Origin of the sequence: Mycolicibacter icosiumassiliensis (genome assembly GCF_900078685.2) — a bacterium.
Lineage (GTDB): Bacteria > Actinomycetota > Actinomycetes > Mycobacteriales > Mycobacteriaceae > Mycobacterium > Mycobacterium icosiumassiliensis.
In genome coordinates this window covers 695,520-710,572 of the sequence record NZ_LT546170.1, presented here as the reverse complement: position 1 = coordinate 710,572, position 15,053 = coordinate 695,520, and the positions used below count along the sequence as shown (strand labels likewise).

12 protein-coding genes are annotated in these 15,053 nt (G+C 66.7%); 7 read left to right on the top strand and 5 right to left on the bottom strand.

Going from position 1 to position 15,053, the window contains the following annotated elements; translation table 11 throughout:
* Window positions 1-14 precede the first annotated feature (14 nt).
* The 4 genes from BN4346_RS45985 (at window position 15) to BN4346_RS45970 (ending at window position 5,499) form a co-directional block, all read left to right on the top strand.
* Window positions 15-2,954, top strand: coding sequence for an MMPL/RND family transporter (locus BN4346_RS45985; protein ID WP_407695166.1), 2,940 nt, complete (start codon window positions 15-17; stop codon window positions 2,952-2,954).
* An 85-nt stretch (window positions 2,955-3,039) separates the two neighbouring features.
* Window positions 3,040-4,389, top strand: a complete 1,350-nt coding sequence (locus BN4346_RS45980; protein ID WP_067976926.1) for an NAD(P)/FAD-dependent oxidoreductase — start codon at window positions 3,040-3,042, stop codon at window positions 4,387-4,389.
* Window positions 4,386-4,835, top strand: coding sequence for an SgcJ/EcaC family oxidoreductase (locus BN4346_RS45975; protein WP_067976925.1), 450 nt, complete (start codon window positions 4,386-4,388; stop codon window positions 4,833-4,835). Before BN4346_RS45980 ends, BN4346_RS45975 begins: the two co-directional genes overlap by 4 nt.
* Entirely contained in the window at window positions 4,828-5,499 is a 672-nt protein-coding gene (locus BN4346_RS45970) for a maleylpyruvate isomerase family mycothiol-dependent enzyme (protein ID WP_067976924.1), read from the top strand. Before BN4346_RS45975 ends, BN4346_RS45970 begins: the two co-directional genes overlap by 8 nt.
* A gap of 2 nt (window positions 5,500-5,501) precedes the next feature.
* Here BN4346_RS45970 and BN4346_RS47920 read toward each other — a convergent pair whose 3' ends face one another.
* On the bottom strand, window positions 5,502-5,654 hold the full coding sequence (locus tag BN4346_RS47920) for a hypothetical protein (RefSeq protein ID WP_154677681.1): 153 nt from the start codon (window positions 5,652-5,654) through the stop codon (window positions 5,502-5,504).
* Between BN4346_RS47920 and BN4346_RS45965 the strand changes: the two genes are divergently transcribed.
* Both BN4346_RS45965 and BN4346_RS45960 read left to right on the top strand, forming a co-directional pair.
* Window positions 5,653-7,602, top strand: a complete 1,950-nt coding sequence (locus BN4346_RS45965; RefSeq protein ID WP_235653801.1) for an MMPL family transporter — start codon at window positions 5,653-5,655, stop codon at window positions 7,600-7,602. The genes BN4346_RS47920 and BN4346_RS45965 overlap by 2 nt on opposite strands.
* Before the next feature lie 116 nt (window positions 7,603-7,718).
* Window positions 7,719-8,339 carry a TetR/AcrR family transcriptional regulator gene (locus BN4346_RS45960; RefSeq protein WP_067976983.1) on the top strand — a complete coding sequence of 207 codons (621 nt, stop codon included), beginning with the start codon at window positions 7,719-7,721 and terminating at the stop codon, window positions 8,337-8,339.
* Here the strand turns inward: BN4346_RS45960 and BN4346_RS45955 are convergent.
* From BN4346_RS45955 to BN4346_RS45945, 3 genes are read right to left on the bottom strand one after another with little or no spacing between them, the layout of a single operon-like run.
* Entirely contained in the window at window positions 8,308-9,252 is a 945-nt protein-coding gene (locus tag BN4346_RS45955) for an oxidoreductase (protein ID WP_067976923.1), read from the bottom strand. The genes BN4346_RS45960 and BN4346_RS45955 overlap by 32 nt on opposite strands.
* Complete coding sequence (locus BN4346_RS45950) at window positions 9,253-9,756, bottom strand: SRPBCC family protein (RefSeq protein WP_067976922.1); 504 nt, start codon at window positions 9,754-9,756, stop codon at window positions 9,253-9,255.
* Between the two features lie 40 nt (window positions 9,757-9,796).
* Window positions 9,797-11,560: an N-acyl-D-amino-acid deacylase family protein gene (locus tag BN4346_RS45945; RefSeq protein WP_067976982.1), complete on the bottom strand. Its 1,764-nt coding sequence runs from the start codon at window positions 11,558-11,560 to the stop codon at window positions 9,797-9,799.
* Window positions 11,561-11,641: 81 nt separating this feature from the next.
* Between BN4346_RS45945 and BN4346_RS45940 the strand changes: the two genes are divergently transcribed.
* Entirely contained in the window at window positions 11,642-12,244 is a 603-nt protein-coding gene (locus BN4346_RS45940; RefSeq protein WP_067976981.1) for a TetR/AcrR family transcriptional regulator, read from the top strand.
* On the opposite strand, the gene BN4346_RS45935 is transcribed toward BN4346_RS45940, so the two are convergent.
* Window positions 12,204-15,029, bottom strand: a complete 2,826-nt coding sequence (locus BN4346_RS45935; RefSeq protein ID WP_067976980.1) for an MMPL/RND family transporter — start codon at window positions 15,027-15,029, stop codon at window positions 12,204-12,206. The two genes, BN4346_RS45940 and BN4346_RS45935, sit on opposite strands and share 41 nt — an antisense overlap.
* Window positions 15,030-15,053: the final 24 nt, after the last annotated feature.

Here is a 15,053-nt window from a genome sequence, read left to right as displayed (position 1 = left end):
CGTGGTTCCCGCGGCTGATCCGCGCCCTGTCCATCCCGATCATCCTGTTCTGGCTGGCCGCGGCCGCCGCGACCAACCTGCTGGTGCCGCAACTGGAGGTCGTCGGCGCCCGCAACGCCGTCTCACTCTCCCCCCAGGACGCGCCGTCGGTGATCGCGATGAAGCACATCGGCGAGAAGTTCGGCGAGTTCACCAGCGACAGCGTGCTGATGATCGTGCTGGAGGGCGACGAGCCGCTCGGTGACCAGAACAGCGCCGCTCACCGCTACTACGAACAGCTGGTGGCAACCCTGCGAGCCGACACCGCCCACGTCGAACACGTGCAGGACTTCTGGGGTGACCGGGTCACCTCGGCGGGCTCGCAGAGCGAGGACGGTCGGGCCGCCTACGTGCAGGTGCATCTGGCAGGCAACCAGGGCTCGGCGCAGGGCGTGGAGTCGGTGGACGCGGTGCGCCAGATCGTCGAGCACTCCGACCCGCCGGCCGGACTGCGCTCCTACGTGACCGGCCAGGCGGCCCTGGTCGCCGACACCAACGAAGCCGGCGACGCCTCGATGGTCAAGATGACCGGTATCACCATGGCGGTCATCACGGTGATGCTGCTGGTGGTCTACCGCTCGATCGTGACCACCCTGATCGGACTGGTGGTGGTCGTCACCGAGATGAGCGTGGCCCGCGGGCTGATCGCGGTGCTGAGCAACTCGCACGTCTTCGCCATCTCGACATTCGTGGTCAGCATCCTCACTGCGCTGGCCATCGCGGCCGGAACCGATTATTGGATCTTCCTGATCGGGCGTTACCACGAGGCGCGCAATGCCGGTGAGGAGCGCGAAACCGCCCAGAACACAACGCTGTCCAGCGTCAGCCACGTCATCCTGGGCTCCGGCCTGACCATCGCCGGGGCGATGCTGTGCCTGCACTTCACCCGGCTGAACTACTTCAACACCTTGGCGGTGCCGTGCGCGCTGGGCATGTTCACCATCTTGGCGATGGGATTGACCTTCGCTCCGGCGGTACTTGCGGTCAGCAGCCGATTCGGGCTGTTGGACCCCAAGCAGGTCACCAAGACCGGCGGCTGGCGCAAAGTGGGCACCGCCGTGGTGCGCTGGCCGCTACCGATTCTGGCCGCCGCCAGCGCCGTTGCAGCCGTGGGCGTCCTGGTGCTGCCCGGCTATAAGACCAGCTACGACAACCGGCACTACATCCCGGCCGACGTCCCGTCCAACATCGGCTATGCCGCGGCCGAGAAGCACTTCAGCTCCGCGCGGATGAACCCCGACATGCTGATGGTCGAGTCCGATCACGATATGCGCAATCCCCGCGACATGCTGGTGCTGGACCGCATCGCGCGCAACATCTTCCGGGTCCCCGGTATCGAACGGGTGCAGAGCATCACTCGGCCGCTGGGGCCGCCCATGGAACACGGATCGGTGCCGTTTCAGATCAGCGCCCAGGGCGTCACGATGCGAGAAAACCTGCAGTTCTTGCACGCCCGCCTCGACGACACCCAGACCATGGCCGATCAACTCTCGTCGATGATCACGGTGATGGACCGGTTGCACGGCCTGACCGTGCAGCTCTCCGATGCCACCCACGGCACCGACGAGGCCACCCACGACATGGAAGGCACCCTGGCCGAGGTCCGGGACCGGATCGCCGACTTCGACGACGAAGTCCGCCCGCTGCGCAACTATTTCTATTGGGAGCCGCACTGTTTCAATATCGGCGTCTGCAACGCGTTCCGGTCGATGTTCGACGCCACCGACGGATTCGACAAACTGGCGGAGAACACCACGGCCCTGGCCCAGCAGATGGACCGGGTCGACCAGATCACGCCGGCGATCGCCGATCAGATCCCGCCGATGATCGCCATCACCACCACCATGCGAGACCTGATGCTGACCATGCACAGCAGCTTCAGCCAGGTGGTGACGCAGCTGGAACAGATGACCGACACCGCTGCGGTGATGGGCCAGGTCTTCGACGACGCCAAGAACGACGACATGTTCTACCTTCCGCCGGAGGCGTTCGACAGTCCCGACTTTCAGCGCGGGATGGAGTTGATGATGTCGCCGGATGGTCAGGCCGCCCGCATCCTGATCACCCATGACACCGACCCGGCGACCGTCGAGGGCATCTCGCACGTCAGCGCCGAACTGCAGGCCGCCAAGGAAGCCGTCAAGGGCACCCCGCTGGCTAAGGCGAAGTTCTATCTGGGCGGCACCGCCGCCACCTACGCCGACATCGCGACCGGTGCGCACTACGACCTGCTGATCGCGGCGATCGCGGCCATCGTGTTGATCTTTGTGGTGATGCTGCTGATCACCCGGGCGCTGGTGGCCTCGATCGTGATCGTGGGCACCGTGGTGCTGTCGCTGGCCTCCTCGTTCGGGCTGTCGGTGCTGTTGTGGCAGTACGTGTTCGGTATCGAGTTGCAGTGGCTGGTGATCGCGATGTCGGTCATCGTGCTGCTGGCGGTGGGGTCGGACTACAACCTGCTGGTGGTCTCGCGGATGAAGGAGGAGATCAACAGCGCGACTGCGACGGGTTTGCGCACCGGCCTGATCCGGGCGATGGGCGCCACCGGCAAGGTGGTGACCGCGGCCGGCATGGTGTTCGCGTTCACCATGATCGCCATGATCGCCAGCGACCTGCGGTCCGTCGGTCAGATCGGCACCACCATCGGCCTGGGCCTGCTGTTCGACACGTTCATCGTCCGCAGCCTGATCACCCCGTCGATCGCGGCGCTGCTGGGCCGGTGGTTCTGGTGGCCGATCAACGTGCACCGGCGGCCGGCCCCACTCGCGGCTAAGACGCCGTCCCCGGCCGATCCTGACGCTGCCCGCACGATGAACACCGCACCTGAAGGCAGCGTCACTGCCGCGCCAACGGCGCTGGTCGTTGCGCCGACGCCCCAGTTCCCGACGGCACCTCCGCCCGTCCCGGCAGGCTAGGAATCTTACTGTTACGCCAAGATACTCTTATTTTTCTTAATTTGTCTGTATCGTGGGTCCCTTGCGTCACGGAGAGGGGCTTGCAATGGTCAGTTCGAGTACGTCGGCGGTGGTGCTGGGAGCCGGGATAGCCGGGTTGCTGGCGGCCCGAGTGGCATCGGAGTCCTACGACTCCGTCACGGTCGTGGACCGCGATCGGCTCCCCGATCACCCGGCCCAGCGCAAGGGGGTCCCGCAGGGACGCCATCTGCACAGCTTCCTCACCCGCGGCACCGGAATCCTCGGCGAACTTTTTCCCGGAATACTCGACGAGCTCGCCGCCGCCGGCGCGGTGGTGATCGACAACGGCGATCTGTCTGGGCGCTACGCCCGCGTCGGCCGCCACGAGCTGAACCGGACGGGCACACTCGCCGATCCCCAAGCCCTGGCGATCTACAGCGCGAGCCGACCGTTCATGGAGTTCCACGTCCGTCGGCGCGTCGACAAGCTCGGTAACGTCGCGTTCCTCGACGGCCACGACGCCGTCGAGCCGGTGCACGATCGCGGTGTCGTCCGCGGTGTACGAGTCACGAATCGGGACAACAAGCTCACCCAGGTCCTGCGCGCCGACCTCGTCATCGACGCAACCGGACGGGCCTCGCGGACCGCCGACTTCTTGGCCGGACACGGCTTCGGCTGCGTGCCGGACCACCGCCTGCGCCCCGCTTGGGCCTACTCCAGCCAGCTGCTGCGCATCCCGCCCGGACGGCTCGACGACCAGATGGTTTTCGTCAACCAGGGGCGTGCCCACCCCGGCCTGCTGCTGGTGGCCTACGAACACGACACGTGGATGCTGTCGATCGCCCGCCACGGTGACTACGGCGCTCCCCCAAGGAATTTCACCGCCATGCAGGTCGCGGCCAGGAAGATGCTCCCGGCATCGATCATGGCCGGGCTGCGCGACGCCACGCCGGTGGGCGACATCGCGGTCGCCCATGACACCGGCGCACTGTGGCGCCGCTACCACCAGATGACGCGCTTCCCCGAAGGGCTGGTGGTGATCGGCGACGGGCTCTGCCGGCTCAATCCGCTGCACGGACAAGGCATGACGGTGGCTGCCCTGCAAGCGATGGCGCTGCGTGACTGCCTGGCAGATGGCGGCCCGGACCTGTCGCAGCGCTTCTTCCGGGCGGCGGCCGCCCAGATCGGACCGATCTGGGCAGCCAACGCGACCCTGGATCGTCCCGCTGCCGCCGGCCGCCCGCATCCGATCCGCCGCCGGCTGAGCGGGTGGTTCACCGAGGCAGTGGGGACCGCCGTGTCCCGCGACATCGCCGTCACCGAGCGCGTCCTGCGGGTGCGCAACCTGGTGGATCCCCCCTCGCGGTTGCGCGACCCGGTGCTGCTGGCCCGCATCCTGCTGGCCAACCTGCGGGGCCCGGAGCTCGCCTCATGAATGACGACGAAACCGCCATCCGAAAGCTGCTCGCCCAACAGGTCGCCGGCTGGAATTCGGGCGATCCCGCAGCCTATGCGTCCGTCTTCACCACCGACGCGGACTACGTCACCTTCCTGGGCGACCGCTACCAAGGGCGGGAGGCCATTGCCGCGTCGTATGCTCCGCTGTTCGCCAAGCTGCTGCGAGGGACACGGCTGGAACTCCAGACATCTACCCTGCGGTTCGTGACAGCAGACATCGCGCTGATCCACTCACGCGCCGTAGTGACAAAAAATGCACGGGGCCGCAGCCGGGGTGTGCGGATCAACACCAGCGTCGCGGTACGAACCGGTGCCGGCTGGCTGTTGACTTCCTCGCAGAACACCACCCACCGGCCCGTGGCCCAAAGACTCATGCGCACCATGGTTTCCCGACGCCGCGACACAGGAGGCTTTCATGCTTGACGCCAGCTACCGGGCCGCCCGCGGCAGGATCAGCACGCTGATGGCCGGACTCACCGAGGACCAGCTGAGCCTCGCGGTTCCGGCGACACCCGGATGGTCGGTGCACGATGTGTTGGCCCACCTCACCGGCGGCGCTGCAGACGTCTTGGCGCAGCGACTCGATGGGGCACCGGGAGAGTCCTGGACCGCCCGGCACGTCGCCGAACGTCGCGACCGCCCGGTCGGTGCGCTGCTCGACGAGTGGGAACGCGCATCCCCGGCGGTAGAGGCGAGTTTGCCGGAGCGATTCGCCGGGCCTAACCTCGCCGCGGACGCGATCTGCCATGAGGGGGATCTGCGCGAGGCACTGGGCCTGCCGCGAATCGACCGCGAGCATTGGCAGCCGTTCCTAGACGTCCTGGGTTACCTGCCAGGCCGACGCGTGCGTGACAGCAGCACCCTGGTGATCAGCGACGAGCTGGGGCAGGAATGGCGTTGCGGTTCAGGTGAATCCGTCACCGTCTTGCGGGCCGCAGGTTACGAGCTGATGCGCGGCCTGTTCAGCAGACGCTCCCGCAGTCAGATCGCCGGGTGGGACTGGTCCCCCGAGCCGACGGCGCAGCTGGTCGACAGCTTCGGTGTGTTCGGCCACCGCGATGACGATCAGCCGGTCCCGGTCTGCTGAATTCATCCGGCGCAGGAGGTCAACCGCGGCGGTGAGAATGACACCGACCCGACCCCGCCGACGATCATGCCGTTCTCGGCCAGCGTCATCGCGGTCACGTACGAGCAGGTACCGATGAAGATGCGCCGCGTGATCGCCGTCGGCGAGTCGGTCATGGCATCAACAGTATCGACCGAAGCCACTTTCGGTTGTTCGGCCGATGATTCGGTGCCATGCGCCGCCGCGGCGCTGTCCTCCGTCGCCGACGGCGAGCAGGCGACCGCGCTGCTGGTCGCCACCCGCAGCGACGGTGCACCACTGACGCCGGCCGACATCACGGCGGTGAACGCGGCCCGCGATCGCATGACGCGGATGCCCCAGGTGCTCACCGGCCCGGCCGCGCCGGTACTGCTGTCCACCGACCGCCAGGCGGCCCTGGCGACGGTGCCGTTGAACGCCGAGTTGTCCGGTTTCGCGCTCACCGATGCGGTCAAAGCCCTGCGCGCGGCTGCCGCCGACGGCTTGCCCCCGACGCTGTCGACCCACATCACCGGCGGACCGGCGTTCGGTGCCGACATCGCCGACGCCTTCACCGGCGCCAACGTCACGCTGTTGGCGGTTACCGCACTGGTGGTGGCGCTGCTATTGATCGTCACCTACCGCTCGCCGGTGTTGTGGCTGGTACCGCTGATGGTGATCGCGTTCGCTGATCGGGTGGCCACCGTGGTGGGGTCCGATGTCGCACGCGCCGCGGGCGTGACCTTCGACGGCTCGACCGCAGGCATTACCAGCGTCTTGGTCTTCGGGGCCGGAACCAACTATGCGCTGCTGCTGATTTCGCGCTACCGCGAAGAACTGCACACCGAACCCGAGCATCGCACCGCGCTACGACGTGCGGTGGCCGCCGCCGCCCCGGCGATCCTGGCCAGCAACGCCACCGTGGTGCTGGCCCTGCTGACGTTGATCTTGGCGGTCACCCCGAGCACCCGCAGTCTTGGGATCTGCGCCAGCTGCGGGCTGGTCGTGGCCGCCGTATTCGTGCTGTTGGTCTTGCCCCCGCTGCTGGCGTTGGTCGGCCGGAAGGTGTTCTGGCCGTTCATTCCTCGGGCCACCGGCGATGCAGCGACACTGGCGGGCCCGTGGCACCGCGTGGCCGCGGCGGTGGCGCGCCGCCCAGCCTTGGTGTGCACCGCGGCGATCGCCGTCCTGGCGGTGTCGGCCACCGGGCTGCTGGGCGCCGGGATCGGGTTGTCGCAGACTGAGCAGTTCCGGTTGCAGGCCGACTCGGTGAGCGGCTTCGACACGCTGGCAGCACACTTTCCGGACGGCGCGGCGAGTCCGACCGTCGTGATCGGCCCCACCGCCCGGTCTCAGCAACTCAAGCAGGCGATCACTGCGGTCCCGGGCGTCGTCTCGGTGGTCCAGACGGGTGTTTCCGAGACCGGGCGCACCATGTGGTCGGTGGTGCTCGACGCCGCCCCGGCGACCGATGAGGCTTTCCGTGCCATTGCCGGACTTCGTGATTCGGTCAGTGCGGTGGACGCCCGGGCCTTGGTGGGTGGCGCCGACGCGCAGGCGCTCGATGTGCGGGACGGGGCGGTACGCGACCGCGCGGTGCTGATCCCGCTGATCCTGGCGGTGGTGCTCACCGTGCTGTTCGTGCTGCTTCGGGCAGTCTTGGCCCCGCCTGTCCTGGTGGCGGCGACGGTGCTCAGCGCGGTCGCGGCACTCGGGTTGGGTTGCTGGGCCAGCCTGCACCTGTTCGGATTCCCGGCGCTGGACAACAGCACGCCCCTGTTCGCGTTCCTGTTCCTGGTAGCGCTGGGCGTGGACTACACCATCTTCCTGGTGACCCGCGCCCGTGAGGAGACCCCCGAACACGGCACCCGCGACGGCATGGTGCGCGCGGTGTCAGCCACCGGCGGAGTCATCACCAGTGCCGGCATCGTGCTGGCAGCGGTGTTCTGCGTGCTCGGGGTGCTGCCGCTGATCGTGCTGACCCAGCTGGGCATCATCGTGGGCTTGGGAATTCTGTTAGACACGTTCGTGGTTCGCACCCTGGTGATTCCAGCGCTGTTCGCACTGATCGGCGATCGAGTCTGGTGGCCCAATCTGCCGCGCTGACCTTGCACGTCATGGGCGGGTCCTTTGGGCACGGCGTGGTCAACGGCGGGCATTGCGGCGACCGCGGCTACGGTTTCGGCTATGAATCGACGTCGAACCCTGGCACGGAGGTTCTGATGCGCACTCGTGGTTGGGGCGGGAATGTGCCCGCCAGCGACGAGGAGGCGGTGGCACGGATTCTGCAAGCCACCCGCCAGACCATCGACGAACGCGGCGAGCAGACCAGCATCGCCGACGTCGCACGCACGCTGGGCGTCACCCGGCAGACGGTGTACCGCTACTTCCCCAGCACCGAGGAGCTGCTGACGGCAACCGCCGCCGACGGCGCCGGCGCCTTTCTGGACCAGCTCGCCGAAGCCCTGGCCGGAATGACCGATCCCGGCGAAGCGGTCGCCGAGGGCGTCGCACTCACCCTGGAGCGCCTCCCCCACGACCCCTATCTCGGTCTGCTGCTGCGCTCCCAACAGGCCAGCGCCTTTGCGTTGACCGTCACGACCGACACCGGCCGAAGCTTCGGGCACTCCCTGCTCGACCGCCTCGACGTCGACTGGACCGGCTTCGACGATCAGGGCATCGACGACATCATCGAGATGGTGCTGCGCACGTTGCAATCGTTCATCCTGGCACCGCTACCCGCCCCGGGCGACGAACTACGGCGCCTGCTGCGCCGGTGGATCGGCCCGGCGGTCAGCGCGGCTCGCGGCGCTACGCCGGATCGCGCGTCAACGAGTAGGTAACTCCGGTGAGCTCTTCGGCGACCGTCCACAGCCGCCGCTGCGCGTCGGCGTCACCGGCTCGGCCGGCGGCCCGCACCAACACCGGCGGGCCGATCTGCTCGAAACGCCCACCCGGGCCGTAGAACTGACCACCCGCGGCGGCCGGGTCGGTCGCTGCCCGCAACATCGGTAGCGCCCCCTCGGCGGGCCCCTGGGTGAACCAGCCCGTCACATAGCGAGACCGGCTGTTGAACACCCAGCGGACCGCCCTGGACTGCTCGCGCAGGATCGCGGTGCGGGTGCCACCGGGGTGTGCCGCCAACGCGATCACCGGGCTGGCAGACGATTCCAGCCGCCGCTGCAGTTCGTAGGTCGCCATCAATTGGGCAAGCTTGGACTGGGTGTAGGCCACCGCCGAAGTGAACGACGTCGTCAACTGCAGGTCGTCGAACGCGATCCGCCCACTGCGGTGGGTCTTGCTGCTGACCGCGATGATCCGTCCTGCCGGGGAGGCAAGCACGCGATCCAGCAGCAGCCCCGTCAGCGCAAAGGGCCCCAGGAAATTCGTGCCGAAGTCACCCTCGAAGCCGTCGACCGTCAATTGCCGGGTCTGGTGCATGACTCCGGCGTTATTGACCAGGAGGTCGAGGACCGGATAGCGGGCCCGCAGCTCGTCGGCGCAAACCCGCACCGACGCCAGGTCACTGACGTCCAGGTGAACCATGTCGACGCGCGCGGCCGGCGCCGATCGGAGAATGTCTTGCCGGGCCACCGCAGCCGCATCGGTATTGCGGCAGGCCAGCACGACCGTGGCCCCGAGGATGGCCAATCCCCGCGCCACTTCGAGGCCGACTCCGGTGTTGGCCCCGGTCACGATCGCTGTCCGTCCGGCCTGGGGCGAACCCTGCTCCAGCGACCAGCCGGATCCGCTCATCTACCCGCGGCTCGCCGTCGCGAAACGCTGGTCGGTGTAGCGGCGCAGGTTGGCTAGGAAGCGGCGAAACCCCAGGTTCATCAGCGGGCCGCTGATCGGAGAGAACCACTGCGCCGGGCCTCGCAGCTCATTGGCCAGGGTCCAGGTGAGCCGGCAGCCCTGCGGGGTGGGCTCGATGATGTAGTCCTCGACGAACACCGCCAGTGCCGAGGTCGAGCTCGCGTTGAAGCGAAATGCCATGTGCTGTCCCGGTTCCCAGGCCAGGAACTCTTCGTCCCCAACGATGCCGCCCCGCATGTCGACGACGCGGGTGGTGCCGACACCGTGCGGTTCGGGGCTGGTCCAGGTCACATTGGTGATGACGCTGGCCCAGTGCGGCCAGGCCTGCGCGTCGGCCAACACCTCCCAGATCTGATCGGGCGTCACGGCCAACTCCACGCTGTTGCTGAACCGCTGGGGCGCACGTTCGAGGAAATCGAGGCTGACCCGCTCACACGGATGCATCCGAGACAACTGCTGGTTCCTTTCGGTGGTGGACGACTAGCTAGCGCGCTCCGCGCACCAGACGCCCGGGTCGTGCGCCGGTGTCGGCGCCGTTGCGTCGGGTGACGGTGCCGCTGACGATCGTCGCAACATACCCGCTCGCCCCTTGCAGCAGTCGGCGCCCACCGGCCGGCAGGTCATAAGCCATCCGGGCCGGCTGCAGGGTCAGCGCTTCCATGTCGATCACGTTGATGTCGGCCTTCTTGCCGACTTCGATGACCCCACGATCGCCCAGGCCGAACAGCTGCGCGGTGTCGCGGCACTGCTTGCGCACCACGTACTCCAGGGGCAGCTTTTCGCCGCGATGCCGGTCGCGTGCCCAATGTGTGAGCAGGTAGGTGGGATAGGAAGCGTCGCAGATCATTCCGCAGTGCGCGCCGCCGTCCGAGAGCCCCAGCACCCCGGCGGGGTGGGTAAGCATCTCGCGGATCGCGTCGTGATTGCCATCGGCGTAGTTGAAGAACGGCAGCATCAGCATGGCGCCGGCATCGGCCTGCAGCATCAGGTCATACAGCGTCGCCAACGGATCCTCGCCGCGCGCCGCGGCGATCGCGGCCACTGAGCGCTCCGGGGTCGGCTCGTAGTCCGGCGGGTTGCCCAGGTCGTAGATGCGGTGCAGTGAATGCTGGACTAACGCGAACATCCCGTCGAACTGTTGGGACAGGTCCACGGGCAGATCCTGTTCGGACAGAATCGCGGCCTTGACCGCAGGCTCGGCAAGCCGCTGCGCGAGTTCGGCGCGACTGCACTGCTCCTTCAGCCGCCGGTAGGTCGGCCGGTGGGTGAAGGCGTGATGCCCGGCGAAACCGAGCAGCATGCCGAACGGCCGGGCGGCCACCTGCGGATACAGCGCGCTGCCGGCCTGATGTGCGGCCGCGGAGATGTCCAGCTGCTCGCGCCACAGGTTCGGGTCGGCGTCGACCTGAATCAATGCGAACGACACCGGCCGGTCGATCTCGGCGGCCAGGCGCTGCATCCATTCGAGTTCCTTCTTCGGCGCGACGATGTCCTCACCAGCCGCGCCCTGCGGCGCCAGCTCGAATACGGCTTGACCACCGGCCGCCATGGCCCGGCCCAGTCCGAACAGCTCGTCTTCGGCGGCGAAGGTTCCCGGCACCGGCTCGCCGTCCATCGCCCGATGTGTCAGCGTCCGCGACGTCGAAAAGCCCAGCGCTCCAGCCTCGATGGCCTGCTGAACCAGGCGGCTCATCGCCGCGATGTCATCCGGGGTGGCCGGCTCGTTGCGGGCTCCGCGCTCGCCCATCGCGTAGGCGCGGATCGCCCCGTGTGCGACCTGACTGCCGACGTCGACGGCGAAGTCCTTCCGCTCAAGTACGTCGAGATACTCCGGATAGCTCTCCCAACCCCAGGTGATGCCCTCGGTCAGTGCGGTGCCGGGAATATCCTCGACGCCCTCCATCAGCTTGATCAGCCATTCCTCGCTGCCGGGCCGCACCGGGGCGAACCCGACCCCGCAGTTGCCGCTGACGATCGTGGTCACACCATGACCGCTGGACGGCTCCAGGAGATTGTCCCAGCTGACTTGCCCGTCGTAGTGCGTGTGGATGTCGACGAACCCGGGTGCCACGACTTTGCCGGTGGCATCGATTGTTTCGGCCGCTGGACCGGTCAGCCCCGGATCATCGGTTCCGGCGCGGCGCTGTACGGCCACGATGCGCCCGTCCCGGACGCCGACGTCGGCCAGGTAGCGCCGTTCTCCCGTCCCGTCGACGACGGTGCCACCGGTGATCGTGAGGTCGTACACAGCCGTCTCCTTCAATTGTGGTGTCAGGCACACCCGAGAACGATATTGATCAATTTGTACACATTTCGATAATGTGTGCAAGTGCTCGGTGAGAAGTCGTCGAAACCGCTCCCCCCGCCGTTGCTCCTGGCGGCCACTGAGACCCTGCGCCATCTCGGTCCCCGGCGCTTCAGCCTCACCGCGGTCGCCGAAACGGCCCGGGTGTCACGCGGCACCGTGCACAACGCCTTTGGAACCCGCGATAACGCGATAGCCGCCGCACTCGACCATCTGTCCGCGGCGTTCATCGAGACCATGGCCGCCGAGGTGAACGCACTGGACACCCTGGCCGAGCAGGTTGCGGCCGCGGCGGTACTGATCTCAGCGCATCGGCGCCGGTCTGCCGCCGAGCCGCGCGCGATCAATCAGAGCGTGCTGGTTCTGCTGCTCGAGCACGGCGGCGACGACCTGATGCAGCGCTCTGTCGCGCTGTGGATGCCGCTGGTCCGTGCCGCGCAACGCCGCGGCGAAGTCGACGCCGCCCTCGATGCGAGCCGCGCCGGTGAATGGATCGTGCGGATGCTGTTCAGCTTCGAGCTGCTGCCGCCGATGCGGGTAAATCTGGACAATCCTCGCGCCGTGCGCCGCTTCGTCAGCGACCACATCATTCCTGGTCTGGGCCCGCGACCTGCGCCACCGGCCTAGCGGTACGCTGCCGCAGCGGACGTTGCCGCACGAACGTCGGCCACCAGAACCACGGCCCGTAGATCCGCACCAGCGACGGCACGATGAACGACCGCACGATCAAGGTGTCCAGCAGCAGGCCGATGCACACGGTGGAGCCGACCTGACCGATGGTCCGCAAATCGCTGGCGAGCATGGCCAGCATGGTGAACGCGAACACCAGGCCCGCCGACGTCACCACGCCGCCGGTGCTGCCCAGGGCCCGGATCAGGCCGGTGTTCAGCCCGGCCGGGATCTCCTCCTTGAGCCGGGCGATGAGCAACAGGTTGTAGTCCGAGCCGACCGCCACCAGGATGATGAACGTCAGCGGCAGCACCATCCAGTGCAGGTGCAGGCCGATCAGATGCTGCCAGATCAGCACCGACAGCCCGAACGCACCGGCGTAGGAGAACGCTACGGTGCCGGGAATGACCAAGGCCGCCACCAGACTTCGGGTGATGACCAACATGATCAGGAAGATCAGCACGAAGGCGGCGATGGCGGCGATCATCAGATCGGACTTGGCGTATTCCTGGATGTCCTTGTTGGTCGATGCCGAACCGCCGATGTAGAACTTCGCCCCGGCCAGCGACGTCTCCTTCAACGCGCCCCTGATCGCGTTGGGGAACTGTTCGACGTCGGCAATGCCTTCTGGCCCCATGGCGTTTCCCTCGTGGGTGACGATGAACCGGGCGGCCTTGCCGTCCGGGGACATCATCAACTCCATGCCGGTCTTGATGTCTGCGTTGTCGAAGGCTTCCCGCGGTATGTAGAAGTAGTCGTCGCTGCGAGATGCGTCGAAGTCGTTACCGACGTTGATCATGTCGAAAAAGGTCTGGTCGGTGTTCTGCGACTGGATATCGGTGGGACCGTAGCTGTTGGTGATCAGCGACTGTATGGCGGTCTGGTCCTCGACCATCAGGTTGAGTTGGGCGACCATCTGCGGCAAGAGACTGTCGACGACTTCCAGGGATCCCACCGCGTCCTTGATGTTGGCGGCCAGTTCGTCGACCTTGTCCATCATGTCCCACAGCGATCGGAACGCCCAGCAGACTGGGATGTCGTAACAGTGTGGCTCCCAATAGAAATAGCTACGTATCGGCCGCATCCAGTCGTCGAGATTGGCGATCTCCTCGTCCATCTGCTCGGTGACTTGTTCCATATCCTCCATCGTGAGCACGGTTTGATGCATTTCATCAGACAGCCGCTGGGTCAACGCGATCGTGTTCCGCAGCACTTCGATGGTGTGCCCCATGATCTGCGCCTGCTCGAAGGTATTGGCGTTCTGCTCCCGGGTGAACGGCAGCTGTTGACCGTTGGCGCTGCCCTGGGAGGTGAACAGGTAGGGCAACGTGGCGCGCTCCAAAGCACGGCCCATCGGCCGGGTGATGCTCTGCACCATGGCGACACCGGGCAATCGGACGAGGGCCTTGGCTACCCGGTCCAGTGAGATGAAGTCGGCCGAATTGCGCATGTCGTGGTCCGTCTCGACCATCAGCATCTCGGAGAACAACTTGCTTCGGGAAAAGTGCCGATCTGCTGCGGCGAAGCCCTGATTGGCCGGCGAACTGCTCGGCTGGTACGTACGGTCGTCGTAGCTCACCTCGTAGGTCGGCACGAAGATCGCGCCCAAAGTCACCGCGGCGGCGCTGGCGGTCAGGATCGGTTTGGGCCAGCGCACCACGGACGTGGCGATCCGCCGGTACAGCCGCGCCTTGACCTTCTTTTTCGGATCGAACAGCCCGAACAGACTTCCCACGCTCAACATGGCCGGCCCGAGCGTCAATGCGCCCGTGATGGTCAGCAGCATGCTGATGGCTACCGCCGGCCCCATGGTGTGGAAATAGTTCAATCGCGCGAAGCTCAGGCAGAACGCCGCGCCGGCGATCGTCAGGCCGGAACCGACGATCACGTGCGACACGCCCCGGTAAGCGGTGTAGTACGCGTCTTCCCGGCTTTCACCGGCCAGGCGCGCCTCGTGGTAGCGGCCCATCAGAAAGATGCTGTAATCGGTTGCGGCGCCTAGGGTCAGCGAGACGACCATATTCACTGCGAACGACGACAGTTCGATATACCCGAAGTGGCCGAGGGCCGCGATGACGCCCTTGGCCGCCAGCATCATCATCAACACCCCGAACATCGGCACCAGCATCGTGATACCGGACCGATACACCACCAGCAGCATGGCGATGAGCAGGAAAATCGTAGCGATGGTGATGTTGTTCAGGCTGTCGTTCGCGGTCGCCACCGTGTCGGCGGCCAGTGGCGCCGCACCGCTGACATAGACCTTGAGGCCCGGTGGCGGATTCGAGTCCGCCACGACCTGCCGCACCGCGGCAACGGACTGGTTGGCCTCCATCTGGCCGATGTCGCCGGCCAGCCGCAACAGCACATAGGCGGCCCTACCGTCGAGGCTTTGGGCTCCGGCCGCGGTGATCGGTTTACCCCAGGTGTCCATGACGTACTGGACGTGTGCGGTGTCGGCCTTGAGCGTGCGTACCAACCCGTCGTAATACTGGTGGTCCTGTGGTCCTAGCGGTCGGTCGGCCTCCAGCACGATCATGGTCATGCTGGTCGAGGTGGACTCCTGGAACTTCTCGCCGATGGTCAGCATCGCCACCTGGGACGGCGCATACGTCGGGACCAACGGCCCGGCGAGTTCTTCGGCGATATCCTCCACCTTCGGCACAAAGGTATTCGTCGTCATGGCCAGCAGGCCCCAGAAGACGATGATCGGTATGGCCAGCAGGCGAACCGTGCGCGCCATGAAGGGCCGCTTTGCCCGATGCTC